This window comes from Bifidobacterium sp. LH_230 (assembly GCF_056357555.1).
Genome location: NZ_JBKEWJ010000032.1, coordinates 1 through 26,324 on the forward strand (window position 1 = coordinate 1; position 26,324 = coordinate 26,324).

Genomic DNA, 26,324 nt, shown 5'->3' on the forward strand with positions numbered 1-26,324 from the left:
ACGACGCTACCTCGACATGTCCCGACTCGGTGAGACCGTACCAGCAGCGAACTGATCATCGTCACAGGGACGGACGAAGACCAAAGTGCGCAAGATCTCGGGCACTACCCAAGTCAAGCTGAGACTACTTTTGTCGGAACTTAAACTGACATGTTCTTTATTCTCGGCTCCCTCGGCTGAGGGGGCTGTCGGCGAAGCCGACTGGGGGAGCGTCAGACCCATCACATTAAGTTCGACAAAGTACTAGTCCCGGTCCGTTTCCTTGTCGTGCATGTATTCCTTCCAGCTTCGGCTGATGCGTATCCAATCGTCGCGCATTTCCTTGAAGTTGTCTTTGAAGTCGTCGACGGCGTCGTCCACGGAATCCTTGAGCACGTCCAGCAGCGAACTGGTGGATTCGGGCACTTCGTCGCCGTGATCGGCCGCGTCCTTGCGCAGTTTGTCGATGCGGCGGCGCAGTTCGTTCGCGTCCTCGGGGTCGATGTTGAGGCTTGCGGTGAGGCTTTGACGGATCGTCTCGTAGTCGAGGTTCGCGAAGAACGTCAGCTGCTGCAGTCGCATGAATCCTTTGAGCTGCGGATATCTGGCAAGGATGTAGTCCTCGCGGTCGTCGGCGGCCTTCATCCAGTCCCTGATGAGCTGCGTGTTCCAGCCGCTGGTAATCGATCCTTTGCGCAGCCGGTAATGGTACAGCACTTCGGGAATGCGTACGATGCGATGCGCTTCGCCGATGACGTTGCAGATGCGTGCCATGTCTTCGATCTTGCGGCCGACCGGGAACGAGAACCCGTGATCCTTGTAAATGGGCGCCGCAGCGAGGAACGACCAGAAGTACCCGTCGATCTCGGCTTTGACCTGCGCTTTGATGCCCTCTTCCGGGGTCATGACCATCACGGTGTCGAAATCGTTGTGCTTGTAGTCCGATACCAGCGGCACGTCGTTTTCGGAGATCGTGTCGAATTGGAACATGACCAGATCGGCATCGTACTCACGCATGGTGGCCACCACACGTTCCACGAGGTTCGGGGCGACGGTGTCGTCGGAGTCCACGAAGTAGATGCAATCGCCCGTGGCCTGTTCGAGGCCGGCGTTGCGCGCATCGGACAGGCCACCGTTGGGTTTGTGGATGACGCGGACGCGGCTGTCTTGTGCCGCCCACGCATCGCACATGGCCGGGCAGTTATCCGGCGATCCGTCGTCGACAAGCAGGATCTCGAGGTTGCGGTAGGTTTGCGCGACGATGCCGGCCACGCATTCGTCCAGATACCGCTCGACTTTGTATACCGGCACGATCACCGATACCAGCATGTCACCGTCCGCCGTCTGCGTTGTCTGCATCGTCATCTGCTGCTCCGATCCCCTGCGGTAACGATGATTCCCACTATATCGCCGGCACCGTATCCGCATGGCACCGTCATCATGCGGATGCGCATCTACCAGATGCGAGGCCGCACCAGCTTGTTGTCGGTCAGGAACGTGGCGACATCACGCATCTCCTCCATGCAGATGCTGTGTGTCATGCCCGGATACACTCGCTCAGTAAGCGTGGTATGTGCCGAGTAGAAATCGGACATGGCCTGGATCTCGCTTTGAGGGAAGATGTCATCCGCCGAGCCACGGCCATAGAACATCGCAGGCTTGAGCCGAGCCAGTTCATCGTCTCCCGCAAGCGGCGCATGGGCGAGGAACCCGGAGAAGCTGACCGCTGCCGCATACCGCTGCGGGTTGAGCCGCAGCATCTCTCCGGCGAGCAGACCACCCTGTGAGAAACCCATGACCACGATGCTGCGGTCGTCGGCGATGTTCGCCGCCACCCAGCGGTCGATCGCCTCGCCTGCGGTTTTCGCCTGCTCGTCCAATGACGCGCCGGTCGGCACACCGTCATAATCCCATGTGCCGAACCACGTGTAGCCCATACCGTATGCGATCGGGGCGCGCAGTGAAGCATAGTCGGCACCTTGCGCGCAGTAGGCAAGCAGGCTCGGCAGGCCATGCTCGTTGGAACCCCAGCCGTGCAGCAGCAGGAACACTGGTTCCTCGCCATTCGCGCTGATATGCGTCAATGCATGCGTAACGTCCATGTCAGGACCTTTCCGATTATCCGTAAGGCCCGTCTGCACGTGTCGCGTTCGGATAATCATGGCGGAATGTGGATTCTATTTGTTCACGCTGGTGGAGATCTGCTGTTCGACACGATCGAATGCCTGCGCCAACAGCAGGTTGCCGGGGACCGTCGTCAAGAGGAAGGCGAGCACCGCGGCGACGACCGACGTGATGATGCCTTTGATGAGTTTGACGACGATTTTGAACACGACATAGGAGATGGCCGCACCGATCGCCACGGTGATCAGCGTCTGCACGGCGGACGGCAATGTGCCGTACCACAATACGATGCGGTCGACGAACGACAGATCGAGATTGGAGAGATCGATATTGCTCAGGTCGATGTTGGACCAGTCGGCGACGGTGGCCATTGGGTGTGTCCTTTCATGGGTGGGGCGGCATGGTCATTGGAGGATCAAACCGCCCCGCGAAATGTCATGTCACAGGTTGATCGCGGCGCCCGGCAGTGCGGGACGCTCGTTCAGCGTAGGCAGGTCGGACGTGTCCGCGCTGTAGAACCGCTTGAGGTCGGCTGTGAATTTGGCGAGGCTCTTCTCGGACGAGTACAGCATGTGCCCGGCCGGATAGTAGGTGAACGCCACGTTGGAGCGCAGCGGTTTCGGCAGTCCGAGATGATCGATGTCATATTCGGTCTGGAAGAACGGCGTGCACAGGTCGTAGATGCCGTTGCCGATCAGTACCTTGAGTGTCGGCTGGTGGGCGATCGCCGCGGCCAGATCGGGCACGACGTTCGGGAACGGGATCTTTGCGCCCCATGCGGACTTCGTCATGTCCGGCTGCTCGTGCCACCATGTCCATCCCTTACCGGGTTCGGTGGCGCTCCAGTCGAAGTCGGCGAAGCCTCGACGCTCCGGCACACGGTCCCATCCGAGTTCGTCGCGCAGGTATGCGTTGCACAGGCTGGAGTATGCCGGGTCGAGGAACGCATCGTCCACCACGAACGTCTCCTCGTCGTTCATGCGGTCAAGATCGTAGCCGGCGACACGGCCGTCGTAACGTCCGACGATCCTGTCTTCATCTCGCAGCAGCGCCTTGCGGAATCGCATGTCGACCACGCGCAGGTCGGAATCATAGACATACTGTTCGCTCAGGCCCGTCAATTCGGCATAGCGTGCGGCGACCTTGTGCCTAGTGTCGTCATCAAGCGAAGCGCCGGCCGCGAGCGCGAGGCGCAACGGCCCGTTCGCGAATGCGCGCGCGGCCTGGAGGTGATCGGCGATCTCGGCATCGGAGGCCGCGCGGCCGTGGTATTTCGCCACGGATGCGAAGGTCGGGAAGTAGCCGATGTAGAACTGGTCGGACGTGTCGAGCGTGAACGCGTAGTCGAGGATGTTGGAGATGAGCACGACTCCGTTGAGCGCCACGCCGTCCTGTTGCAGACGGTAGGTCAGTGCCGCGCCGCGCGTGGTGCCGTAGGATTCGCCGAGCACGTACTTGGGCGAGTTCCAGCGATGGTATTTGGACAGGTATGCGCGGATGAACGCGCTGAATCCCGCCACATCGCCGTCCACCGACCACAGTTCGGCCTTGGCGGCGTCGAGGATCTCGGAGAAGCCGGCACCGGCCGCGTCGATGAACACGAGGTCGGATGCGGGCAGCAGCGTATGCGCATTGTCGGTCAGGTGGTATGGGGCCGCCGGCACCGGTGCCGCGTCCGGCACGTCGATGCGCTTGGGCGCGATGGAGCCCATGAGCAGGAATGTGGTGGACGATCCGGGGCCTCCGTTGAAGATGAACGTGACCGGGCGGTCCGTGTCCACGTTGCCGTCACCGTCGATGAGGTTGAATGCGGTGAAGAAGATGCTTGCGGCCGGCTTGACCTTGGCCGTGTCGATGTTGATGGTGCCCACGGTGGCCGTATAGGTCAGGTGTTCGCCGTCGATCACGATCGCGTGTCGGGTGGTCTTCTCATACGGTTCCGGCAGTTTCTTGCCGTCATGCTGCGCCACCGGTGCCGCTGCGCTCTCCCCCGTCGCCTGCTTGTCCTGCGTCTTGTTGTCGTCACTCATGGCGATCACCAACCTTTCGAGAATCGTTCCATCACTGTATCAAACAGATCGAACAAATGTTCTACGGCATGTCGTCCGGCGCATATCAACGGCCCTACGCCTTGTGCGGCATATCGACATCGGTGTCGATCACGATCGTCACCGGCCCGTCATTGACCAGGCCGACGCGCATGTGCGCGCCGAACCGCCCCTCGCGCACCGGTACTCCCCCGGAACGCAGCGCGTCGTTGAAATCACGCCAGACCAACTCGGCATGAACGGGTTCGCCGGCCTTGACGAAACTCGGCCGGTTGCCTTTGTGCACGTCGGCGAACAGCGTGAACTGGGAGATCGACAGAATCTCCCCTCCGACGTTCTGGACGGAGCGGTTCATCTTGCCTTGCTCGTCCTCGAACACGCGCAGGTTGAGGATCTTGTGCGCAAGCCATGCGACCTCCGGCTCGCCGTCCGCGTCGGTCACGCCGACCAGCAGCATGTAGCCGAGGCCGATCTGCTGCGGATCGAACGTGGGATCGACCGTTCCCAGTTCATTCAATACATCGACGCTGGCCTGTGAGACTCGTTGCAATACGATACGCATGCAGCCGATTATGCCACGACACAGGCGGATGACGCCGCATTTCGCTTGCGCCCGAACGGACGCATGCAGCAGGTATGCAACGAAAAGGCCGCAGCGAAACTCGATCGCTTCGCCGCGGCCAGCCGTCACGCGTGCAGGTTTTACACCTACTTGACCTTCCGGATGCAGAAGAACAGGCACGCGCCCAGCAGCGAGATCACGAACGACGCCGGGAACACGGCGCGGTAGGTGCCGAACAGCGTGATGATGCCGCCGGCGATCGCGGTGCCGATGATCTGCGAGAGCGTGTTCGCGAAGTTGATGATGCCGAGGTCCTTGCCCGCGGTGTCCTTGTTCGGCAGCACGGCGAGGTTGAGGGCGCCGTCGATGGAGTTGTAGACGCCGTTCGCCACGCCGGTGATCACGCCGAACGCGTACATGGCCCACGCCTGCGGCCAGATGAACGGGAAGATCGCGGCGATGCCGATGAAGATGACGGAGATCGCGACCGGGGCCTTGAGCCGGCCGAACTTGTCGGCGAGCGGGCCGGCGATGACACCGAAGATGATGCCGGTGAACATGGAGATGGAGGTCATGGTGGCGACCGCGATCTTGGTGGCGTCCACGCTCAGGTGGATGTAGTCGGTGAAGATGTACAGCTGGTACAGGCTTACGCAGGTGCCGCCGACGACCATGAGCAGCTTGCCGCCGAGCGCGAGGTAGTAGTCGCGCGCGCCGTGGACGGGCAGGAAGAAGTGGCTGAGCAGACCGCCAGCGTCGAAGCGGACGCGTGGATCGTCAAGGTTGGACCGCTCGTTCATGAGCAGCACGTGGACGAGTCCGAGCACGAGCGAGATGCCGGCGAGCAGGTACATGCCGGCCTGGGGGTTGCCGAGGAACTGCGAGGCGATGATGGTGATGATCTGGCAGCAGGTCCAGCCGACGCCCCAGCACATGGATGCGGTGCCGCGCCAACGCGGGGCGATGCGGTCGGACTGTTGGGCGACCATCGAGGCAGCGATAGCATTCTCCGCGACCGCGACGACGACCCAGCCGGCGATGATCGCGCCGATCGAGGCCACGTTGGCGATGACGACGAACATGAGCGCCTGAATGATCAGGCCGCCGACGATGTACGGTTTGCGCTTGCCCCAACGGGTGCGGGTGACATCGGAAAGCGCGCCGAACACGAAGTTGGCGATCAGGCCGGCCAGCGACACGAACGACGACATCAGGGCGACGGCCGCGACCTTGCCGGCCGGATCGAGGTTGCTGAAGATCTGCGGAGTCAGGATGTTGCGGCCGGCACCCACCGGACCCATCCACGTCAGCGGACCGAAGAACAGGCCCGCGCACAAGAGATACGGCAGCTTCGGCTGCTGCTCGTTGGCCACGCTGGAGCCGCCGGATTGCGGAGTCTTGGTATCCGGCGCGACCGTTTTCTTGCGGCCGGCCTGGCTTTGTTGCGGCATACTGATCGACGTCATTTCGGTTCCTCTCTTTTCCGTCATGGGATCACCCGCCACGGATGATCGTCGTCGATGAAAACGGCAGCCACGATACTCCCCTTTGTAGATTATCGTTAACTCTCTCGCGTGTCGCACTCACCGTATCCGCCGGTACATTACACGCCGGCGGCAGCTCGCGACTGTCGTTCGTAATGATCGACGAGCGGAAGGAACAGCTCGTCGACCGTGGCGACGATGTCCGCTTCGGACAAGGGACGCATATCACGCAGGATGATCGCGCGTCCAAGCTCCCCTGGCATGCGCAGCAACGATTCCGGCAGTTCGCAGGTGATGTCGCCGCGCGCCCGCGCATTGTCGACGGCCATCATGATGCTGGGCCGGTCGCTGATCATCGTGCGCTCGTACAGCTCGTGCGCGCTTACGCCGAGCCAGTTGGCATAGACGCCGAATTTGGCCAGCACCATCACCGCATCGGACTGTTTGCGGTTGAGCTGCAGCAGAATGGAGATGACATCACCTCTGAGCGTTCCGGTGTCCGGGCGTTCGATGGCGGCACGCCCACGGTGCCACTTGACGGCGACCACGAACAGTTCCGTACGATTCGGCCACCGGCGATACAGCACCGGCTTGCTGGTATGCGCCCTGGCGGCCACATTGTCGAAGGTGAACTCCTCCGCGCCGCACGCGGACAATTGTTCCCACGCCGCTTCGAGAATGGCGGACTCCAAAGCCTTGCCTCGGCGGCGCGTCCGCTTTGGTTCGGTGTTCATTTCCATGAGTTCATCTCCATATGCGGCATGGTTTTCGTAACCGATATCGTTCACGCCGTCTTATACAAGATACCACGGCGTTTCTTATTGATGAATATCTATAATCAGGTCACGTTGATAAGAAACTTATTGGTATCTTAAGTGGGTCGCTTATGGATGATACGAACAAGAAGAATCTGAACCGCTCCTTGATATGCCTATGCGCCGCCGAACTGGTGATGATGGTCAACACCACGGCGTTCAATGTGGCGCTGCCGAACATCGCCGAATCGCTTGGGGCGGGCATGGCGGAACAACAGTGGATCGTGTCCAGCTACAATCTCGTCTTCGCTGCCGTGGTGCTGCTGGCCGGATTCCTCGGCGACCGGCTCGGCCATCTGAAGACCATGATCGCCGGACTGGGCATGTTCGTCGTCGCGTCCGCTATCGGTCTTATGGCCGGAAACGTGCCGGTGCTGCTCGTCTCAAGGTCGATCATGGGTGCCGGTGCGGGCGTGGTCATTCCGATGGGACAGGCGCTGCTCGGCATCCTGTTCCGGGGTTCCGGACTATCCCACGCCATGACCGCGTGGGCGATAGCCGGCACGCTGGGCGTCCCGTTCGGCCCGATCGTCGGCGGAGTGCTCACCGCGACGCTGGGATGGCGCGGCATCTTCGGATTCGATGGCGTGGTGTTCCTCGCCGTGATCATGATCATCCGCATGAACGTCCCGCAGACCGGCAGATCGCACAGGTCCCGGCCGCTGCATATGCCGTGGACGTCGGTGGCGATGATGTTCGCCGGATTCACCCTGTTCTCGGCCGGTCTGGTCAATGCCCAACATGGCGCGCTGGTCGCGAGCGCATGGATTCCGATGGCAACCGGCGCCATGCTGATTGCTGGATTCGTGCTGCATGACCGCGCGTCCCGCAATCCGTTGATGGCACTCGGTCTGATGCGTGACCCCTCGTTTGCCGCCTGCGCGCCGGCGTTGACGATGCTGAACTTCTCGATGTACGGCATTATCTTCATCATGCCGGCCTATCTGGAGACGGTGTTGCGTCACGGAGCGCTGGCGGGCGGACTACTGCTGATGCCGCTGGTCGTCGCGTCCATCGTGGGATCGCGGATGAACGATTGGGTCGTCTCCCGCATCGGCTCGCGCGGCACGAGTCTGCTGGCCTTGGGATGTCTGGCCGCCGGCATGCTGACGATCGGCGCCGCCATGCTGTGGACCGGCGACGCGGCAACACAATCGACGGTGCTGATCGGACAGACCGTGGCGGGATTCGGATTGGGCATCGGCCAGCCGGCGATGCTGACCTGGGCCATGAGCCGGGTGCCGGTCGAGCGATCCGGAGCCGGCTCCAGTCTGCTGACCGTGTTCCGGCAATTCGGCTCCATCATCGGCGTGGGAATCTTCGGCAGCATACAAAGCGGACTGTATATGACGGTATTCCACGATCTCGCGCAATCCGCCGGACTGAATCCGCAATCCGCCGGCTCCGTAACGCTGGACTTCCAACAGGCGACCGGATTCGCGGGCGCGGCGAGTGACCTGATGAGACAGGTCGCCTCCCGCGCCTATGAATCCGCGATGACCGGCAGCTTCGCCACGGCGGCCATGATCATCGTCGTCACTCTCGGCATCGTCGCGCTGATATCCCACAGGACGTCACGCGGAAGCCCGACGGATGGCGTAGACGCGTGTTCAGATCCCCTTTCCTGCAGAGAGAACACGTATTGATTCATTGCCCAGCACGAGGTAATGAGCAGATCATCCAACGCGGTTTTGGCATGTTGGCCATCCAGCGCGCGGGCGATGGTCGCGCTGGCGTTCGCCTCATAAGCGCGACGGCATACCGCCCACGCGGCCACCAAGTCCGGACTTGCCAATCGCATCGTTCTTGGCTAGGCCCGTCAACCATGTCCCGAGATATACGTCAACTATCCGCTGAGGTTAGACAGATCAATGAGAAGCCGGCTGCTTGGGTGAACGTCAGATACCAGGCGTACGTGCCATCAAATAATATGACAGCTCTTCTTCATTGCCATCGGTTCTCATTTCCCCCCGCATTGTATCGTACCACAGTTTGCTGGTGGTCATCTGTATTGTGCCGAGACTGCCTGTACCATTATAAACAAAGGAATTAGAGTATCTGTCTGCCTGGTTACGCAGCACAACCACCCATCCCACGGGTTGCCGCAAGGCTTCCAGTAAAGCATCGGAATCTTCCTCATTCACGGTTGCAGTGGTGGGCTCGGATGATGAGTCTTGGAGGCGGCCGGATTGTCCCCACCATCCCTCGATGCTTTCCTCTGACTTGATTCTTTTTTGCCACTCATGATAGATTCCTTCTTCAAGTTGTTCCGAGGGGAATAAGTTGAAGTCCCTGACCCAAGACCAGTATTCCTTGCCGTCGATGGAATACCGAGCACAAAGATCGCTGTAATTGCGCGCGCCAATTGCGGAAACGGCGCTGCACATGTTCTTGCTGTATAAGGGGACAAGTTTTCCGTAATGCACGTCTGATTCATGACTGCACGGCGAGTACATGTTCCCATTCCAAGAGGCATCTTTGTCCCAGCAGATTAGCGGTGCGGTTTTATCCTTCGTGATATTGGTAATCGTCGCCGTTGCTGTGGTGTTGTACGACAATTCCACCGTTCCGGGGGCGCCTTCGGAAGTGTTCTTCTCCACGCTCACGCCCAGGTTCTTGATGGAGACCTGGTACTGGTAGCCGGCATCGTTGGTGAGGACATAGGTCATCGAGGTCATGCGTTCCTTGACCGCCGTCTTGTATGCGCTGACGGAATCGGACAATGACGTATTCTCTTGGTAGACCTGGTTGCTCAACGTCGACAGCTTGTCGGCGGAATCGACGCCGGACATTTCCGAAGTGGTGGAGTCATATAGCTTTTGCGCCTTATCGATGCCGTCTCGCAAGGTCTTCGCATCCGCGTCGGAAGCGTCGGCTACGACATCATTCGCTTCGTCGATGCCTTTCTTCAGGTCCGCAAGCGTCGATTTCAGTTCCTCTCGAGCATCATTCACCGACACGGCGGAGGATTGCCGGTTCCCGCTGGAAGCGGATGAAGGCGAGAACGACCGCGCAGCACCGAACGACACCAATGCCACGATCAACACGATGGCCAGCCCCGCACCGAGTACGGACCACTTGAAACCATGCTTGGCATCGGTGCTTGCATTGATTTGCGGCTTCTGGCTCCCGGCTCCTTGCTGAGCGTTGGGGGAATTAGAGGAATTCAGCAAAGGAGACTTTGATGCCGGAACCTGCACCGCAGGCATCCCAGTACCCGACGGATACTGGTCATGCGTTACGGGAGGTATAGCATCGGGGGGGGGTATTGGATTTTTGCAGGCGACTACCGCAGAGACCGCAATAAAGCGCCTCATCATTGTTCGATGCATTGCATTTTGCGCAGCGTATCATGGTGTTTTCTCCTTTTCTCAGATGCATGGATTAATAAAACGGTTAGTTGACCTGCTGAAGTTTGTATCCGCGGAAGCCCGGCTTGTTGGTGCCATCGGGCCAACGAACGATGACGATCTCCACTTGTTTCCCACTGCCGTCGCAGGTAACGGTTTCTAGGATTTGCTGGTCCTTTTCCGCGGAGATGGAATTGCCTTTGGCGTTGCCGGATGTGACGGTGCCCTTGCCGCTGTCGCAGACGGCCAGCGCGGCCTGTTCCGCCTCCTGCTGCGCGTTGTTGCCTTCATAGACTTTGTCGGGGTCGATTCCGCCGCCACAGGCCGCCAATGATCCAAGCGCGAACACGGTCACGCACAAGGCGGCAAGCCTTCCGGAAATCCTGTTGATGCTGGTGTTCATGATGATGCTACTTTCTCGTTGTTTGATTTGTTCGTATGAAACATAGCGATTGGCCGTGGCGCCGTAGCCTGGACATGGACGCCGACATGTTCAGGCGATGGCGCATCAGAGTTGACGTCGTTCATGACTCTCTTCTTTCGTGTCTTCCCTACCGATGGAATCGGGACAATCCGTGCCGCCGAATCACCAGATGAGCAGCTTGAAGTGGTCGCTGGGCCAAAGCAGATACACGCCGTAGAGGCTGGCGAGCAGACTGGCCCAATAGCCTTGCGAGAAGGCCACCACGATACCGCCGATGAGGTAGATCAGGCCGAACACAATGCATTGGACGGTGGAGACGCCATCGGAGAACGAGCTGAGCTTGTCCCAGAATCCTCCCGATTTCTTCGGCTCCTCGCTGGTGCTTGCCCGCTGGTCCGACGGACGTTCACGCGACGTGTCCGAGTAAACCGACGATGCCGACGAAGAGGATGATGACGGCTGCACGGGCTGTGCGGCACCTACGGGTTGAGGTCGTGTGGACTGTTGTTCGGACTGTGCAGGCTGCGCGAGCAACTTGAGCAAATCGTCAGGCCCCGCCGGAAGCCCGGACGAGGACGATGCGACCGACCTGGAGACCTCAATCGCCGATGACCCGGACGCTGGCGCCGGGTCCGGGGCGGATGGGGAAGCCGGAGCCGCAGGAACAGCATTCAACGCCGCGACCGGCGCTGTCGACATGAACCGCTTTGCTCCGCATTGCGGACAGAATTTCGCATCCTCGCGCAATTTCGCGCCGCAACTGATGCAGAAGGCGTTGCCTTCATTCCTTTCCATGATGGTTTCCTTTCTTCTCGGTGCCGGTTGATGATTTCCGGCGATCTGCGTACATCACAGTGTTGTGGTCCAGACTGGACCGGGTGTCTCTACGTCGATCCGATGACGCATGTGACGGACAGCGGACCAAGCCCACCGACATCACAGCCCAATGCTTCGCGATGAGCGGCCGAGCACAGCGCATCTGCAATCTCCCGCCCGGTTCTTGTCCGCATACGCAGTGAAGCTCCGGCCAGGCCGACGGCGAACCGTCCGAGCGCCGCGGCGCAGGAAGAGAGCAACCCGCGGCCGCCTCGCATGTCGTCGCGCCAGACATCGGTTAATGTGACGGCATCATCCGGCCAGACTGCGATGACCATGCCGTCGTCCGCCCTCAGGCGCATCGCTTCGCGGATAGCGAGCTCCGGTTCCGGACAAACCTGAAGGATGTTGACGAGCAGCACCAGTCGAGCGTATCCATCGGGAAGTGGAACGGCCGTGACGTCGGCGCGCAGCGTCTCATCGACCCGTCCGCTCTGAACAGTCCGCGTGAGCATCGCCTCGGACCGGTCCACGCCGATGACGTGCCAGCCACGTTCATGCAATGGCATCGCCGACAATCCGGTGCCGCAACCCAAATCAACGCACACATCAGGCGCCACGGCATCCGTGTTCGATTCCAACAGCGCATCGATACGCCGGGTGCCGGCGGCTCCACGCCAGATGGCGTCATAGACCGTGGCGTAGACGTTCCAGAACGTTGCCTTCGCTCCGCTTTCCATGGCTTCCATCCTCGTATCCGTATCCGTTGACGTGTATCCGATGCCCGATATGAGACCCGGACTGCTGTCGTGAGGTCATATGCCGGCAAGTCGCCGGAACCGGATGCGAAAACTACGACGCACTCACGGATTCCCGGTCGGAGAAAGGAGAGAAGCCACTGCTTCGAACAACACCCTCAGACTAACACCAAACAGGTGGGTTCCGTACCGGCCTGTCGTCATAATCAGCGTAATTATGCCAACCGTCCGCTATCAGGTAGGTGCTGCTCGAACAGTTGTCGCAGTTCCGTGTCCGATTCCGGCGTTACCTGCAGATCAAGTTCGGCGGCCTTTGCCGTGGATTCGTCGTCATGCAGCAGCATCGCGCTACCCAGGAACTGACGGGCGGCAAAGGAGGCGGTCTCCCATTCGCCGTACGCGGTGCTTAGTCCAAAGGCGGCCCGAGCCATCAGGCGAAGATCCTTCGTGCGGGCGAACACAGCACTGTTCTCATGGCTACTTCATTGTTGGGTTGAGTATTGTTGAAACAGCAGCCAGAGCTAGCACGCGATGCCGCGCGATTCCGTGCGCTTGAGCAGCATCAGCACGCCGACCGAACCCAATGCCAGCACCGCGCCGAAGAGGCCGAGCCAACGCAGTCCCAGATGCGTCATGGCCAGTCCACTGATGGTGGAGCCCAAGGTTATGCCTATGTTGAATGCCATCGCGTTCATCGAAGAGGCCAACGTCATGGACGAGGGGAACCGTTCGGCGGCGATGGCGGTATGCAGTACCTGCGACGGCGAATTCTGCAGGTACATGAGACAGGCCAGTGCGAGCAGGTCCATGGCCCCGAGCGCCGGAATCATGCTTGCGAACGGCAGCACGGCCAGACAGACGGCCTGCAACAGGTACAGCGGAATCAATCCGATGATCGGCTGCGAGCCGGTGCCGTGCGCCGCCAACTTGCCGCTGTACAGATTGGACCACAACGCCGCAAGACCAATCGCGGTCAGGGCAAGACTCAAGTACTGCTCAGGGACGCCGATTTCCTCGGTGAGGATGGGGGAAAGATATGTATAGAAGGAGTATGTCGCCGCTGCGCCGAAAACGACCGCAAGCATGCCGTACCAGACCCGCACGTCGGTAAAGAGACGGAATTGCGGCAGGAAACGCGTGGTTCCGGTCGTATATGAGGTGCGTGGCAGGCAGCGCAGCATCGATATGATGACGAGCACGGTCAGCAGATTGATCAGATGGAACGACCAGCGCCAACCGAACTGCTGTGCGATGAATGTGCCGATCGGCACGCCGAAGACCGCGGCGATGGAGATGCCGGAGAAGATCCAGGACATGAACCGGGGCCGATCAGATGAGCCGACCAGATCCGGCGCGAACGTCATGGGCACGGCCACGAGTGGTCCGCTCACTGTGGCGATGATGATGCGCCCCACCAGCAGCATCGGGTAATTCACGGCAATGGCGCACAGGATATTACCGGCAAGAAAGATGCCCGTCATTGCCATCAGGGCATGGAACCGATTGAATTTGGCGGATACGGCCGCTCCGATTGGAGTCATCGGCGCGTATACGAGCGCGAAGACGGAGACCAACGAGCCGATGGCCGCCAACGAAACACGCATGTCCGAAGCAATCGGCTGCATGACGCCAACCACGATGAACTCGCTCAGTCCCAGCAAAAACGTCAACGCGATAAGCGTGATGACCGGCACCGTGAAGAACCGGGCTCCGCTTCGCGTCATCGTAGTATCCACTATGAATCATCCTTTCCTGAATGGCATGATTAACTATCGAAATAAGGTGAACATGACTATCGATATGTTCACATCACTCACCTAAAAACTACTGTTATGATAGTGATACAAACTCGATGAGATACGAGACGAACCATCACTATAGTTTCCATTACTATAGAAATCGTGACAACAATGACTGCCGAGCGAACGATTGATCAGACCTTTCCGAAGAGTTCCAATCCTCTGACCATTTTCTCCGATCTTTCGGAAACCCCGCACTACAATCTGCCGGGATTGCCGATGTACGCGAGACGCGACGGCATGAGCCGCTATGGCTTCCGCATGGCGTGCCATTGGCATCGCGACCTGGAATTCATCCATGTTCTCAACGGCCATCCACGCGTATTCGTCAACGGCGCGCTCATTCCGTTGCGTGCAGGCAAAGGCATCTTCATCAACTCGCGTCGCATGCACTATCTGGTATGCGACGACGGCGATGATGCCGGATTCGTCTCGGCGGTAATCGATGCTTCACTGCTAGGCGCGATGTATGCGCCAATGGCAGCCGCCATGCTCAAACGCATGGATGACACCACCCCTGATTACGTCGTACTCGACTCAACCCGCGAACGGGACCGCACGTTGCTGTTCGGTATCGACGAGCTCGAACGACTGATGTCCCGGTGCGAAAGGCAACAGGAGACGGGCGACGCGCTGACGGTACTGCCGGCAGTCGCCCAGTCTGCACACTTGTGCTTTCTGGCGTTGGAAAGAATCAACGAAGGAACCATTACCGCCGAACCCAAGACGGTGGACCAAAGGACCTCGGAATACCCAGCTCCTTCATCGGCACATGCCGCGGCAAACGATCCGGGGCCTGAGTTCAGATCTTTCCTGCTTATGATGGCCTTCATCCGCGCCAACGCATCACACAAGATCACCCTTGACGACATCGCGCGAGCCGGTATAGTCGGCCGTCGCGTTTGCTGCGAACTGTTCCGCACATATGCCGGACAGACGCCGATCGACTACCTGACCGACTATCGCCTTGGCAAGGCCCGCGAGTTGCTGTCCGAGGGAACCATGTCCATCAAGGAGATTTCACAGGCATGCGGCTTCTCGTCACCCGCCTATTTCAGTTATGTGTTCCGACGGCACATGGACGCCACCCCACGCCAATGGCGAGACCGAGAGCTGGCAACATGAGGATGCAAAGCAGTTGCCGGCCACTGCTCCGCCATCCGCAGCGAACGGCAGCAAAGCCAACCTCAACGTACAAATACACAATGAGGGCCTTGGAATCACTGGGATTCCAAGGCCCTCAGCGCTATGCAGCAATCACTTCTTGCTGACGTTACAACCGCCAATGAGTCTGCTTGGGAAGAACCGACTCGGCTCCGGCATGCCACGCCCTAATTCAATATTCCATAACGGCATGCATGCCCATAAAGCAAACGCATCATGATGAAACGGCGGATGATAATATGTGAGTCTCGGTCTCACCCATCAAATAATCCCATGTAATGCTCTCCACTTGTCGTATCTACAATTGTCAGACCTTTTTCAGTTCGAGTAGGTAGTTGACGTCCGGATAGGTATGAGGGAAGTGGGAGACGTAGGCGTAAAGCAGGACGATATGGTCCTCGTTGAGGTCGAGAACTATAAGACCGTCAAACTCGCTGCCTGGAATATCGACGTACGGTTCTATACCGTCTTGTGGTGGGCTGAACAGAAGACCGTCGGTGTCTACCGCCGCGTCGATGCTGTAGTTCTGCTGGATGCCGTTCGGGTGGTCGTCGGTGTAGTCGGTCTTGGTGTAGGAGAAGTTGATAACCGGTGAATCGTCGTCACCTTTGAAGGATCGTTCCATTCCGGTTGCGTTGCGGAAGAAGGACGGGGGTTCTTCCCCGGGATCCTTCATTAGCCTGACGGTCGCAGTGGAGGAGCCGAGATAACCGCCGACGGATGCCATGGCACAGTCATTGTAGTCTTTATCGATATCGGGGCACTGGTATTGGTTGCCCTTCATCTGTTCGACGATCTTGTCGGTGTTCTTGTGCATCCATTTCGGCAGACAGTCGGTGCCGAGGTAACGCATCACTTCCTTGGTTGCCGGCAGGGCGGCGCTACGGTCAATCGTATGACCGGCCGACTCGTACTGTTCCTCGCGGTCCTTCCAGAATTTGGGGAGGCACTTGTCGGCCATCTTGTAGAGTTCCTCATCGCTCATCTCGTCAACATCGACCGATGCGTTGTTCTTAGACGTCGATGCCGACGAGCCATCGCCGGTTCCTCCGCAGGCCGTCAATGAAATACTCAGCGCCACGCATACAAGTGCCGTGATAATTGCCCTTATATATCGCATAAGCTCTCCTTTGCCCTCTCCCTGTATGGGGCGTGCGTTCTGTTGCAGACGGATTATCCAGAACATGCCGAAAACCGGAATGAACAGGATACGAAAAATACGACGCTACCGGGAACCCACATCGATTCCGGGAACGCGGAGAAGGGCGAGCCAAATGGCCAGAATGTGTTTTATGATATCAGCAGGTCTATCCTCAATCGACAGTCGTAACATGCCCCTGCCATAGACGGCAACGTTGGAGTCATTCAATTTTCAACCCAAGAAAAAAGCCTTGGAATCACCGGGATTCCAAGGCCCTCTCGATGCTATCTGGCAATCTCTTGCTGACATTGAACTTGAACTCGACCGACTTGCCGTACCGCAACAGCCGTCCATTCCCCTCACACTTGCGCAGTCGGCGGATAGTCATCCAGACATTGAAATCGAGCCATTTTTCAAAAGTCATTTATTTAGGCTCTGTTAAACCAGTTTTGACATAGGGAAAAAGGAAACAATATGGTTTTGTGACCAGGGTTGACTTAATGTGGCAAAATTTGAAAGGTTCTATTGAGGAGTGACCTATTAAGGATAACGAAAATGGGATGCGGCGCGTTTCGAATGGGTCAGGCAAGCATCCCACTCGAAACGCACCGCTCCAACATCAGTCGTCAACCCAGAACGTGATCGCCAAGCAGGTCGTTTCTCCGCCGAATAAGGTCTTCAAGCCTCCGTTGCGTCTCCCGGTCGTGCAGCTCCCATTCCTGTGATTCCTTCTGGAAAACCGATTGCTTTCGTCTGTCCGGAACCGGTATCTCGATAAGTCCCAAATCGGCAATCGACAGGTAGGAGACACTCGTCCCATCCCGTCCCTGAGACAGCCGCCGACGGAATCCGGCATGATCGAACAAGGCCGAAGCGTATTGTTCCATCGGGCTTTCGCGCGTCCGTCTTAACCAGGTGACCATACCGTCCTGGAAGTAGAATCGGTCTCCGGCTTTGACCGTATAGCATCGTCCGAGAGTCCCTCTGCTTGTGATGAGGACATCTCCCTCATGGGGCGTTTTACCTTCGGATTCCAGAGTCTCATACCGTTCGGAGGATATGAACTCCTTGACGTCGGGCAACTCGCCGTCGATCATCATGTTGAGATCCGCCAATCGAATGAAGGGTACTCCATGGGATTGGAGCTCACTTGCATATACCCTTTGGGCCGAAGTCACGTCATACAGATTGGACAGAGGCACCATGGGCCATCCCATCGTGTTTTCCACGGGATCACCGAACAGTTCCAGGAACAGACGCTCCCTGTTTCCCTGGATTTCGGCAATCGTCTCCTGTTCCTGCTCGATGAGCTCCGTCAGCTCCGCGAATCGATGGCATAGGCTCCGCTGTTCCTTTATTGGAATCAATGGTATCCGGTATTTGAGCAGCTGCTCCTTGTCGCCCCGTGGCATCTTCATGCCCTTGGCCGTGCTCATCGAAAATGAGAAGAAATCGTCCTGCCATAGAAGGAGATACAGGTATTCGGGTATTAGGACGTCGATGTTCCTGGACCGGAACACGAGCACGTCCTTGGAGCAGCAACCGTTCCGGTCGGCTCTCCATATTTTCCTCAGATAGGGCCGGATGTTGGCTGTCAGCGTATCTCCGTCCGCGTAGAGCGAGGCCGAAACGGGGGTTTCACCGGTGTAGGGGCGTACGCCGCCCTTGTCCTTGGCCATGTTCTCCGTGGTGATGTATGAACCCGGATCGATGGCGGAGCCCGTCCTGGTTGATTCCGCCACCATCTCGGCGACCTGCCCAAGGGGTACGGACTGGATATGCTCCTTGAATCGACGGGGCTCGTATGGGCGTCCCGTCGACCTGATCGCCGCAGTGAACTTCTCCGTGTTGAAATCGATCAGCGAGGTCAGATCCGTAAGGTACCCGTATTGGGAGAACGGACTGTTTTCGATGCCGACATGCCCGGTGAATGATGCTTTCACGAAAGAGGACAACGATTCGGATGTCTCGTCGTGGGAATAGAGCATGCCTCCGTCGGAGATGATTCTGATGCCTTCGTTCCCTTTGCGATTGCTCCATTCATAGCCGAGAAATTCCTTGATGGATGTGGAGTCGCCCGGGGAATTGACCACGAGCACCTGTTCCGGGTATATCAACGCGAACAGGTACAGGCGCTGTCTTTCCGTTTCCTTGTACATGTCGTAGAAGCATCGGTCCTCCTGCCGTTGCCGATCGGTGTCATCGGCATCCCGATACGTCTTCTTTCGGTGTAGAGTCTTCAGCGCCGCGGACCGGCGGAACGCGTTGGCGTAAACCCCCAGATGGGGGTCTTCCGCGTATTCGTCCCAATGACGTGCCCGGGATACGAAATCATGGTATGCGTCCCAGTCCGCCCCGACCACGTTCAGATATCGTCGCAGGACGGATATGTCCGACCATTCGTCTGAATCCGTGGAGGAGAAGACGGAATCCGCGATGTCGCCGGCGATCATGGTTCTTTTCGGCGGCTCGTCCATCTTTCGGAGGAAGAGTATGACCGTGTTCGTTCCTGTGGCCCCGAAGGTACCGGAGCCCATCCTGACCATGGCCTTCACCTCAAACGATTCCAGCAATCCGGCGCGCGCGACCATGAAACTATCCGTCGTCTTATCGAGGATGGAGATGGGGAGGATGATCGCGGCGAGACCATTGGGCTTGACCAATTGGCAGGCGCGTTCCACGAAGGCCGTTTCGATTTCCGAACCTGAATCGGTGATGACGCCCAGAACGTCCAACTCGTTTTGACGCAATCTGAGATGCGGTTTGAACGCCTTCACGGAATAGGGTGGGTTCGCCACCAATATGTCGTACCGACCATTGGACACGCCTTTGTCCGGGTGATTGTCCAGCCCGTCACCGAAAACGATCTCCCCGTTCCCAGCTCCATGCATGAACAGGGATACGCGTGAGACGCGAGCCAGACGGTAGTCCTTTTCGATGCCCACCAGATGGTCTTTTTCCCATCCGTCTGTCCCGTCCAGACCGTTCCTGACGGCGATTCGGGTGATTTCCTCATAGCCTTCGGTGAGGAAATGGGCGGCTCCACACGCATAGTCGATGACCGAGGGGAACGCGCCGCTTCCCGATTCCGCCATCAGGTCCTCCAAAGGCAGGGATTTCCATATGAAACGAGTGATGGGTTCCGGCGTGAAGAACTGCCCCTCATTCTGCTTGAACCCCTGGTTGAGCAGCCTTTCGAAAAGATCGCCCAGGAACTGGTTGCCCCGGCGGCTTTCGACGGAGTCCCCGTCCCCAGTAAGCCGGTACGGCTGGAACAGCTGCACCATTTCGACCAGGACCTTGCTGTTCTGGAGGAACAGCTCCTCGTTATGGACGTCCTTGAACGCGAAGTCGCTATTGGTGTAGAACTTCAGTTTCCGCAATGTACCGTTCAGCTCATCCATGAAACCTTTTCGGTTGTGCCCCGAATACGTCTGAAGGATGCGTTCTGCGTAGTCGCTCGGCACATACAGGACGTCCTCTCGCATGAGCTCGCGCATGCCCTCCTGATGAAGCCTTTGCAGACGGTCCTGAAGCATCTCATATGTGTCGACACCCTGACGGTATTGGAACTCGACCTCCTGCTGATCCGTTTTGCCCAGCTCGTCGGCCAGTTTCGCGATGAACAGGGCGATCAGACGATTGAAGGCGTTTTCCTTGTCCGAAACGTTGTTATGCCTCAGAATCTCCTCGAAACGGTTCACTATACGGTTGTTTCTGATGTCCTCGGCGTTGAAGGGAAGCAGATCTCGTTTGCGGAGCAGGTGCAGGGTGGGTTCGTAAGCCCTGGAATCCGGGTCCAGCAGGACATCGCCGAACGCGCGTTTGTCATATGTGCCGTCCCAGACGTCGAAAAGATCAGCCGCCGTCGCGCATTGCGCGTAAAGGCGGATTGTATCGTCGTTGGAGGCGAGGTTCTTGTAGTTGTCGTCGTCCCGGCAACTGATGGTATGCGCGGTATGGACGAGCGAGACCCCGTTCCACCCGGCCGAGTAGAGAACGAGCCATCGTGTGGATGAATCCTGCTGCCAATACGAGAACAACTGGGCGCCGTCATTCAACGTGTCGCGCCACGCTTTCTCGAACTCCTGACCGTAGGTCTTGCACTCGATGATCGCGAGGCTTCCCTGCCCGTCGGCGTCATCGATGCAAATGTCCGCGCGACCTCCCGTCGGATTATGCCCCAACGGCCATCGGCGTTCCAATTCGATGGATTCCGGACGGTATCCCTTTTCAAGCAAACGGCATACGCATTCGAGGACCACGAAATTCTCGTTATGCGAGAAGTTGCAGGTCTCCCTCTCATTGACCTTGAATCCCTCCTCTTCCGGGTAGGTGATTGTCTCGTTCTCGGCGTCAACGACTATGGAACATCCGGTAAGAGGGAATGTGCGCGCCCATTTGCCATCGCGAGGCTCGAATCCGGCTACTTTCAGGAAATCGGTCAGATTCTCTCGTGTAATCACCGGGCATCCTCTTTGCTGTTCATTCTGACGTCGAACGGCAGTCCGTTCTCGCGTACGACTGCTTTGAGGAAGATGGTGACGGCTCCGGTCATGTTCAGCCCCAATGGTTCCAGTACTTTCATGGCCCGGTCTTTGAGTTCGGGGTCGAGGCGCATGGTTGTGGTTGGTGTGTTCGCCATGCCGTTCCTCCTTTCCTTGCAAATATCGGATATGTACAGTGTACTTGCAATCTACGCGGTCATGCTCCAATACTCCATGTACGGTGGCGTGACGCCGTTCCAGTCGCGGGTCACTCCCGGGCACGGTTGGGCGTCCACCTGCCGGATGATGCTGTCGTTCCTGTCATCGTGGAACGAGCGTCGCCACAGGAACCACGTCAGATAGCTTTGCAGGTGCTTCGTGCTTACGCCCTTGAATCCAGCGAGGAATCCGTCGAGGTTCGAGTGGAGTGTGTTGATCCTGTTGATGCGATGCGACTTCGCGTCCACCTGCTCGAACACCGCGCCCAATATCTCCATCGCGCCGGGGTAGGCGGCGGCCTCATCCGCCATGACATGCGCACCACGTCCGATACGCCCGGCAAGCGATTCGATGGCGCGTTGCTTGGAGATGACGCCACGTCCGCTCAGCACGGCGAAGGCGGTGTTCGAGTCGGTGACGCCGGTCATCACGCAGATCTGCTCCTTGGACAGGCCTCGCTTGTGCAGGGAGCCGCCGCGATGGCGGGCGGGGCGCGGCAGCACGAACTTCCCCTTCCTGTGGTTGCCTTTGAAGCTCTCTCGCAGATACGTCTCGTCTAACTGGACGGACGCGCCCTCGCTGGCCGTGAACTTCGGCAGATACCGTTCGAGGCATTTGAGCAAGCGGCGGCGCATGAGCCACGCGGTACGCAGCGACACTTCGCAGCGATTCGCACACTCGCGCAGGGCGAGGCAGTCCACGAAGCACTCCACGTACATCATCCACTTGGCGACCGGCAGCTTCGACCGGCCGATCAACGTATCCCGCATTTTGGAGAACGTGCGTTTGCAGTCCTTGCACTGCCAGCGCTGGGAACCGTTCGGATTATGCCCCTTCTTCACGATGGAGATGGAGCCGCAGCGTGGACAAGCCAGAGCATCGTCACGATCGGCGATGGTCTCGTAGGCGTCCTCGTAGATGACCTCGCGCAGTTCTCGCACCGCGTTCTCGCGCTCGACGGGGTTCATGACCCTGAGTCGATTACGTACGTCGTCCGCGAGCCTCATCGCCATCACCTCCAGCACTGTAATCTCAGTGTAGCTACAGTATTGGACATGAAAGCCCCTGTGTCAAAGCTGGTTTAACAGAGCCTTTATTTATCCTCGGACACATCGAATTTAAGCTCGATGCCTGCCGTCTTTTCACCCTGCCTTGTTGTGGATATTCAAGTACAGCGCATAATAGTCTATTCGATCATTTGACAGACCGACCGACGGTCTGTATGCTTGTCGGCGACAAGATTGAAAGGTGAACCGCATGACGCACAATACGCATCCCGAGGAGACCGAGCAGCGAATTCTCGATTCCGCCCGCAGACTCTTCGCTGAAAAGGGCTACGAGAAGACATCCATTCAGGACATCCTGAACGACCTAGGGCTGTCCAAGGGCGGACTCTACCACCATTTCAAATCGAAAGAGGCGATCCTCGACCAACTAAACGCCGACGAGTGGGCCGTCACCACACGTCTCCTCGACGAACTCATCAAGCGTGACGACATGAGCGCGTTGGAGAAGTTGCGTGCACTCATCATTTCCGCCGTGGACGTCCCCAACCACTTGGATCTTGTCCGTTCCCAGCTTGCGCTTCTCAAAGACCCCACATTCTTTACCGCGAACATGCGCTTCTGGTCGACGGAGCTACCGAAGTCCTTCCGGTCGCTCATCGACATGGGAGTGCAGGACGGTTCCATCCCCACGACGTACCCAGAGGAGGCGGCGCAGCTGCTCTCGCTCCTCGGCAACTACTGGCTCATGCCCTGCTTCTATCCCGCCGACCATGCCGACATGGAACGTCGCATCCGCTGTCTCGCCACGATGCTCGATGCCATCGGTGTGCCAGTGTTCGATGAAACGCTCATCCTGCGGCTGGGCGAAGGCCTCGCGGACCTGATGTCAGAAGAGGCACCGGCGTCAGCATAGGCCGTACCCGAGCGCCGGCCTGCAGATTATGACGTCCAAGTGAAAGGACGTTTGTGCGTCCTTTTGCTGTGGCGCATTTTTTATCACCAGAACAGACCGACGGTCGGTCTGAATAGGTGGTCATGAATATCCAAGGAAAGGAATCCCACGATGACGAACACATTCAAACATACGGCACAGCCATCAATGAACCAAGCCACGGACCCTCTTCACGTACGCGACTTCTACCTGCTCGTCGCAGGTCTCGGCATATCGCTCTTCGCCAACCTCATGTTGCGGTTCGCCATGTCCATGTGGGTGCTTGACGAGACTGGCTCGGCGGCGGCGTTCGCCTCCATCCTCACGGCAAGCATCCTGCCCACGATCCTGCTCTCGCCCCTCGGCGGTGTGGTGGCGGACCGCACGAACCGCCGAACCGTCATGGTGGCGCTCGACGCGCTCTCCGCTGCAACGGTACTCGTCTGCGCCATGATCTTCTCGGTTGTCGGCTTCAATCTGGCGGCGATCGCCGTGATGCAAGTGATGCTCGCCGTGCTCGATGCCATGGAGACGCCCACGGTGCAGGCGGCGCTGCCGCAGATGTTCCGCTCCCACGGCGAGGACGTGATGCGCCGCGCCATGGCCGTGGTGAACGCGATGAACCAGACGAGCACGCTCGTGCCCGCCGTGCTCGGCGGCGTGCTCTACGCGGCGGTGGGCGCCATGCCCATGATGGGCATTACCATCGTGGGATTCGGCACGGCCGCCGCCGTGGAATGTTTCATCCGAATCGGTGCTCCCGAACGCGGTGACGATGAGCGAACCTCCGCCCTGGACGACCTGCGCGCGGCCGGACGTTTCCTCACCCGCGAGCGTCCCCATGTACTGCATCTGGTGCTGCTCTGCGCCGCGCTCAACTTCCTGGTGACTGGATATGCGGAGGTCGGCTTCCCCTACATGGTGCGTACCGTGCTGGGGTTCGACTCCACGGCGTACGGACTTGCATACGGTCTCGTGGGAGTATCCGGACTGCTCGGTGCGCTCGTCGGGGGACGGGCCGCGAAGTCGCTTTCCAAGCGGCGATTCCCGATAGCAATCGCCGCCTTCTCGCTCACCATCCTGCCCCAGGCGCTCGCCATGACGCTTCCCGCCGTCGACGGAGTGCGCCTTGTGGTGCTCACGGCGAGCACCTGCGGAACCATGGTCGCCATCACCCTCGCGAACCTCATCGCCGTGCCGGCGATCCAGATGAGCTGCCCCGAGGACATGACCGGCAAGGTGATGTCGCTCGCGCTCTCCACGAGTATGTGCGCCCAGCCTCTCGGGCAGATCGCATACGGCTGGGCGTACAGCGTTTATCCAGCGGGAGCGGTTCTGGCGATGACGTTCATGCTGGCCGTTGCCATGTTGCCATTGGTCGCACACGTAGCGCGGAGGTTCTAAGGCATGCCCTCCGCCCAAGGCCATGACAATCCCTCTTAGACGTTGAGGAGAATCGAACTCGACGCCATCGCTTTACGCCGCTCATGCCGAAACCAGTTCGCCATGAGCGGCGTATTCATATGAGTGTTCGTACAAATACGTGGGAGAAATGTCGATATCACCGTCATGCCAAGTCAGGATGCCATGGTCGATACGGAAATCCTCGAACATCTTCTCATCCCGCAACGGGGTGAAAGCGGGAACATCGTCGTACATCTCGGTGAAATCGCACAGACGCGTCTCGCCCGTGGAAAACGTCACCAACATGACATGATCATCCGCGACACGAGCCGAACGGATTTCCAGCTCCCGGGCGGGCTCATCCGCATACAGGATGCCGTTCATCTCAAACATGACGGGTTCCTTTCCTCACGAAAGCGGCTTGATACGGTCAAACGGACGTCCGGACACAGCCTCGTTCCACGCCTTGTACAGCTCATCCTCATGCAACACGAGCCACGCCACCACCAGCTTGTACTGCTTGGCTGGAAGTGAGCCGGCCAACAGCTCGCCGTCGATGCCAATGGATGCCTTGAAATCGCCGTAGTACACATGGACATGCGGCTTGTGATGCTCGCTCTCGTCCCGATACATCATGCGAACGATGATTCCGAAGAACCGACTCAGCTCCGGCATGCCGCACCTCCCATCCGATACCTCATATGAGTTAAATTTCTGCTGTCTTGAGTATATTCCCGCAGCAGGAGCGTCGTCGCTGGCAATCGACATGTGCATGGTCATGGTCACACAAAAAGACCCTCATCCCTTAATAAGTCGGCAAGGAAAACGCCTACCCCATCCTGCTGGTTGGACGGAGCAATAGCATCAGCGATAGCTTTGATCCGATCATCAGCATTTGCCATAGCGACGCCCATCCCTGCCGCGCGCAACAATGGAACATCATTGAGCCCATCACCAAAAGCGATAACATTCCTCAAATCAGCGTCCAAGCTTTTTGCCCAGATCCGTGAAGCATGCGCCTTGTTCGCATGAGCATTTGAAATTTCCATAACACCACCACTGGAATCGGTAACCGTAAAGTCCCTACCAATTAGCTCACGGCAACCGTCAATATACTGATCCGCCTTGTAGTCAGGTGTTGCCATGACAAGCTCAAGAACAGGAGCATTTGGAATTGACGACATGCGTTGAGGATTCGGATCACGCAGTATTCCCCCATGCGCGCGCAGATCCCAAAATGCTTGATCGCAACCGAATCCTTCCCCGTACTCCCACCCGAATCCAGCCTTCGGATACTTCTTTTTCAGCACAGTGATAATGTCAACACACTGTCTCTCATCAAGCGGTTCGGAATGAATAACATGGCACGTGGCTGTATCCACAATCTGTGCGCCGTTAGATACAAACAAAGCGGAGAATAAAGGCAATACCGGTTCTAGTACCTGCTTTGCTAAGCGGAACGGACGCGCTGACGCCGCGGCAAAAAGAACACCAGCATTTTTAGCTCGGTCAAGCATGTTTTGTAATCGAGAAGAGACCTGCTGGTTCTCGTTGAGTAACGAGCCATCGAGATCGGTAACAACGAGAATCGGCAACTTAAGACTCATAACGGCCCCCGTTCGCGCATAAAGCGATGCGCATAATCGTGTCCGGCAAAAAGATCAATTATAACAGGAATAACTGAGGGCCTTTGAAGTGGCCTGATTTTTGTTCCGTCTCTGCTATGAGACGGCTTGTGCCATCTGCTTTTGATAATACTCGTTCTCGACCTGTTCCGGTGTCCTGTAGCCCAGGGAGGCGTGCAGACGCTTC

The 26,324-nt window shown here is 58.2% G+C and carries 24 protein-coding genes and 1 pseudogene; 4 read left to right on the forward strand and 21 right to left on the reverse strand.

Features of this window, described 5'->3' with window-relative positions; all coding sequences use genetic code 11:
- Window positions 1-243: 243 nt before the first annotated feature.
- The 7 genes from AC1A0G_RS11500 to AC1A0G_RS11530 all read right to left on the reverse strand — a co-directional run bounded on the left by AC1A0G_RS11500 (window position 244) and on the right by AC1A0G_RS11530 (window position 6,937).
- A complete protein-coding gene (locus AC1A0G_RS11500; RefSeq protein WP_476529870.1) occupies window positions 244-1,344 on the reverse strand; it encodes a glycosyltransferase in 1,101 nt (366 codons plus the stop codon).
- Window positions 1,345-1,433: 89 nt separating this feature from the next.
- Window positions 1,434-2,081: an alpha/beta hydrolase gene (locus AC1A0G_RS11505; protein ID WP_476529872.1), complete on the reverse strand. Its 648-nt coding sequence runs from the start codon at window positions 2,079-2,081 to the stop codon at window positions 1,434-1,436.
- 75 nt (window positions 2,082-2,156) lie between these two features.
- Complete coding sequence (locus AC1A0G_RS11510; RefSeq protein ID WP_476529874.1) at window positions 2,157-2,474, reverse strand: hypothetical protein; 318 nt, start codon at window positions 2,472-2,474, stop codon at window positions 2,157-2,159.
- A 69-nt stretch (window positions 2,475-2,543) separates the two neighbouring features.
- Window positions 2,544-4,133, reverse strand: a complete 1,590-nt coding sequence (locus AC1A0G_RS11515; protein WP_476529876.1) for a S10 family peptidase — start codon at window positions 4,131-4,133, stop codon at window positions 2,544-2,546.
- A gap of 94 nt (window positions 4,134-4,227) precedes the next feature.
- Window positions 4,228-4,713 (reverse strand): D-aminoacyl-tRNA deacylase, encoded by a 486-nt coding sequence (gene dtd, locus AC1A0G_RS11520; protein ID WP_476529877.1) that lies wholly within the window; start codon window positions 4,711-4,713, stop codon window positions 4,228-4,230.
- 146 nt (window positions 4,714-4,859) lie between these two features.
- On the reverse strand, window positions 4,860-6,179 hold the full coding sequence (locus tag AC1A0G_RS11525; RefSeq protein WP_476529878.1) for an MFS transporter: 1,320 nt from the start codon (window positions 6,177-6,179) through the stop codon (window positions 4,860-4,862).
- Between the two features lie 137 nt (window positions 6,180-6,316).
- Window positions 6,317-6,937 (reverse strand): helix-turn-helix domain-containing protein, encoded by a 621-nt coding sequence (locus AC1A0G_RS11530; protein ID WP_476529880.1) that lies wholly within the window; start codon window positions 6,935-6,937, stop codon window positions 6,317-6,319.
- 146 nt (window positions 6,938-7,083) lie between these two features.
- On the opposite strand from AC1A0G_RS11530, the gene AC1A0G_RS11535 reads away from it, so the two are divergent.
- Window positions 7,084-8,658, forward strand: coding sequence for an MFS transporter (locus AC1A0G_RS11535; RefSeq protein WP_476529882.1), 1,575 nt, complete (start codon window positions 7,084-7,086; stop codon window positions 8,656-8,658).
- Between the two features lie 252 nt (window positions 8,659-8,910).
- On the opposite strand, the gene AC1A0G_RS11540 is transcribed toward AC1A0G_RS11535, so the two are convergent.
- From AC1A0G_RS11540 to AC1A0G_RS11570, 7 genes and pseudogenes are all read right to left on the reverse strand, one after another.
- Complete coding sequence (locus AC1A0G_RS11540) at window positions 8,911-10,221, reverse strand: hypothetical protein (RefSeq protein ID WP_476529884.1); 1,311 nt, start codon at window positions 10,219-10,221, stop codon at window positions 8,911-8,913.
- 187 nt (window positions 10,222-10,408) lie between these two features.
- Window positions 10,409-10,765, reverse strand: a complete 357-nt coding sequence (locus tag AC1A0G_RS11545; RefSeq protein ID WP_476529886.1) for a hypothetical protein — start codon at window positions 10,763-10,765, stop codon at window positions 10,409-10,411.
- Between the two features lie 183 nt (window positions 10,766-10,948).
- Window positions 10,949-11,251, reverse strand: coding sequence for a hypothetical protein (locus AC1A0G_RS11550; protein WP_476529911.1), 303 nt, complete (start codon window positions 11,249-11,251; stop codon window positions 10,949-10,951).
- Window positions 11,252-11,521: 270 nt separating this feature from the next.
- Window positions 11,522-11,581: pseudogene (locus AC1A0G_RS11555) on the reverse strand (hypothetical protein); the annotation flags it as partial.
- 89 nt (window positions 11,582-11,670) lie between these two features.
- On the reverse strand, window positions 11,671-12,351 hold the full coding sequence (locus tag AC1A0G_RS11560) for a class I SAM-dependent methyltransferase (RefSeq protein ID WP_476529887.1): 681 nt from the start codon (window positions 12,349-12,351) through the stop codon (window positions 11,671-11,673).
- 224 nt (window positions 12,352-12,575) lie between these two features.
- A complete protein-coding gene (locus AC1A0G_RS11565; RefSeq protein WP_476529889.1) occupies window positions 12,576-12,791 on the reverse strand; it encodes a hypothetical protein in 216 nt (71 codons plus the stop codon).
- A 90-nt stretch (window positions 12,792-12,881) separates the two neighbouring features.
- Window positions 12,882-14,084, reverse strand: a complete 1,203-nt coding sequence (locus tag AC1A0G_RS11570) for an MFS transporter (protein WP_476529891.1) — start codon at window positions 14,082-14,084, stop codon at window positions 12,882-12,884.
- A gap of 186 nt (window positions 14,085-14,270) precedes the next feature.
- On the opposite strand from AC1A0G_RS11570, the gene AC1A0G_RS11575 reads away from it, so the two are divergent.
- The gene (locus AC1A0G_RS11575) at window positions 14,271-15,284 is read left to right on the forward strand and encodes an AraC family transcriptional regulator (RefSeq protein ID WP_476529892.1); all 1,014 of its coding nucleotides are present in this window, start codon (window positions 14,271-14,273) and stop codon (window positions 15,282-15,284) included.
- A gap of 346 nt (window positions 15,285-15,630) precedes the next feature.
- Here AC1A0G_RS11575 and AC1A0G_RS11580 read toward each other — a convergent pair whose 3' ends face one another.
- The 4 genes from AC1A0G_RS11580 to AC1A0G_RS11595 all read right to left on the reverse strand — a co-directional run bounded on the left by AC1A0G_RS11580 (window position 15,631) and on the right by AC1A0G_RS11595 (window position 22,177).
- The gene (locus AC1A0G_RS11580) at window positions 15,631-16,443 is read right to left on the reverse strand and encodes a hypothetical protein (protein WP_476529894.1); all 813 of its coding nucleotides are present in this window, start codon (window positions 16,441-16,443) and stop codon (window positions 15,631-15,633) included.
- Between the two features lie 647 nt (window positions 16,444-17,090).
- Window positions 17,091-20,930 (reverse strand): N-6 DNA methylase, encoded by a 3,840-nt coding sequence (locus AC1A0G_RS11585; RefSeq protein WP_476529896.1) that lies wholly within the window; start codon window positions 20,928-20,930, stop codon window positions 17,091-17,093.
- Window positions 20,927-21,109, reverse strand: a complete 183-nt coding sequence (locus AC1A0G_RS11590; protein ID WP_476529898.1) for a type II toxin-antitoxin system RelB/DinJ family antitoxin — start codon at window positions 21,107-21,109, stop codon at window positions 20,927-20,929. Before AC1A0G_RS11590 ends, AC1A0G_RS11585 begins: the two co-directional genes overlap by 4 nt.
- A gap of 51 nt (window positions 21,110-21,160) precedes the next feature.
- Complete coding sequence (locus AC1A0G_RS11595) at window positions 21,161-22,177, reverse strand: IS1595 family transposase (protein WP_476529900.1); 1,017 nt, start codon at window positions 22,175-22,177, stop codon at window positions 21,161-21,163.
- Between the two features lie 250 nt (window positions 22,178-22,427).
- On the opposite strand from AC1A0G_RS11595, the gene AC1A0G_RS11600 reads away from it, so the two are divergent.
- Window positions 22,428-23,090, forward strand: a complete 663-nt coding sequence (locus AC1A0G_RS11600; RefSeq protein WP_476529902.1) for a TetR/AcrR family transcriptional regulator — start codon at window positions 22,428-22,430, stop codon at window positions 23,088-23,090.
- A gap of 150 nt (window positions 23,091-23,240) precedes the next feature.
- On the forward strand, window positions 23,241-24,512 hold the full coding sequence (locus AC1A0G_RS11605; RefSeq protein ID WP_476529904.1) for an MFS transporter: 1,272 nt from the start codon (window positions 23,241-23,243) through the stop codon (window positions 24,510-24,512).
- Window positions 24,513-24,593: 81 nt separating this feature from the next.
- On the opposite strand, the gene AC1A0G_RS11610 is transcribed toward AC1A0G_RS11605, so the two are convergent.
- The 3 genes from AC1A0G_RS11610 to AC1A0G_RS11620 are packed head-to-tail and all read right to left on the reverse strand — an operon-like array spanning window position 24,594 to window position 26,119.
- Window positions 24,594-24,905: a DUF2442 domain-containing protein gene (locus AC1A0G_RS11610; RefSeq protein WP_476529906.1), complete on the reverse strand. Its 312-nt coding sequence runs from the start codon at window positions 24,903-24,905 to the stop codon at window positions 24,594-24,596.
- Between the two features lie 15 nt (window positions 24,906-24,920).
- Window positions 24,921-25,292, reverse strand: a complete 372-nt coding sequence (locus AC1A0G_RS11615; protein WP_476529909.1) for a DUF4160 domain-containing protein — start codon at window positions 25,290-25,292, stop codon at window positions 24,921-24,923.
- 2 nt (window positions 25,293-25,294) lie between these two features.
- Window positions 25,295-26,119: an HAD family hydrolase gene (locus AC1A0G_RS11620; RefSeq protein ID WP_476529907.1), complete on the reverse strand. Its 825-nt coding sequence runs from the start codon at window positions 26,117-26,119 to the stop codon at window positions 25,295-25,297.
- Window positions 26,120-26,324 lie beyond the last annotated feature (205 nt).